Source organism: Pseudomonas sp. PIC25 (assembly GCF_002286785.1).
Lineage (GTDB): Bacteria > Pseudomonadota > Gammaproteobacteria > Pseudomonadales > Pseudomonadaceae > Pseudomonas_M.
The window spans coordinates 1-1,236 of record NZ_MUJY01000023.1 but is presented as its reverse complement, the minus strand read 5'-3'; the positions used below and the strand labels follow the sequence as shown (position 1 = coordinate 1,236).

2 protein-coding genes are annotated in these 1,236 nt (G+C 53.8%); both read right to left on the bottom strand.

Translation table 11 applies throughout. The annotated features are described in order from the left end of the window. Positions 1-282, bottom strand: a 282-nt coding sequence (locus tag BZL41_RS00560; protein ID WP_143517995.1) for a hypothetical protein, incomplete at its 3' end; no start/stop codon positions are given. Positions 283-285: 3 nt separating this feature from the next. Then, positions 286-1,113 (bottom strand): hypothetical protein, encoded by an 828-nt coding sequence (locus BZL41_RS27675; RefSeq protein WP_143517994.1) that lies wholly within the window; start codon positions 1,111-1,113, stop codon positions 286-288. Positions 1,114-1,236 lie beyond the last annotated feature (123 nt).

Genomic DNA, 1,236 nt, shown 5'->3' with positions numbered 1-1,236 from the left:
GGTATCTTTGTGCTTGAACAGAGTTCCGGAGAAGCCGGTACTGGTATTGGACAGATGCTCGACCACTACCCAGTCGCTGGTCAGGCCGGAGAGTTCGACCTGGGTTTTAGTGAATTTGCTGGCGTGCTCATTGCCAGTTTCCAGAAATGCCTGGGTAATTCCTCCGACGTATATTTTTCCGGGCTTTAACGGTCCTTTTGTGGCGTTGGAGTCGTAAAGCGCTTCAGCAGCCATCTGCATGTTGGCATATTTTAGATAGTCCGCAATATTTAGCATGTTCATTTCTTATTGCTCCTTCCGTGGGAAAAGAATTTGATCGACAAACTGACGAGTTTGCGTACTGGCGCCTCGTGTATTACCGGGGCATACATGTGCACTTAACCATGGGCTTGGATTGGCGCGGCTGGCTTGAGTACTCCAGGCATAACGCAGCATTTCGCCCAACACTTCTCCGCTCTGAAGGTCGATAACTTTGACCGTGCTGCTGGCCACTCCCAAGGCGCGCTCCTCGGGGATCACATGGTCTTCGAAGGTCACGCCATAACGTGGAATAGGATCGGGGGCTGGAGACTTTTCTAGGAGAGTATCTATCCAGCCTATTTTCGACGTAGGCCTAGGTTTATGGACCAATATGTACCGATACCGCTGTTTATCTTCAGAATCGATCACATCGACATAGCGGTAGCCGGGAAGATTATTCGGACTATCTGGCAAATAGTCGGTATTGATATACCCGCGATCAGCTGATGTTACTGATTCGCCAACTGGCGAACCCGAGTGCTCATAGCCCAAGAATGAACTTATGTATTCATCTCTTCTTCTTTCCACTGCAAACGCCGCCCCCGGCCACATGGGATCAGCCCATTCCCTCTCGCCGGTCTCCGGTCTTACTTTAAGCAGTACTAACCCTTCTACATCAGGCACGGTCTTGTAGATTTTTTCTCCGGCCACCGTCCGGCACTTCTCCTCCCAAAGGGCCTGACCGGCCTCGGCGCGTTGCAGCGGAGTCATCTCCGCCGGGTCGCTGGCTACCTTGGGCGCCGGATCACCGTCGCAGCCGGCGAACAGGCCGAGAACAATCAGGGTTAACGCGGTTCTGCAGGCAAGATTCATGCTGCGGCCCTCGCGGCCAAATGACCGCCCAGGCTGTAGCCGGTAACGGACAGTGGGCCGTCAATCAGGCCCCGCTCGCTCAACGACGCGTACCAGTCCTGCATATCGTCGATCTGACCGAAG

What these genes read in the sequence shown, in the direction of transcription:
- BZL41_RS27675 (WP_143517994.1), bottom strand. Translation starts at nt 1,113, where the DNA reads ATGAATCTTGCCTGCAGAACCGCGTTAACCCTGATTGTTCTCGGCCTG.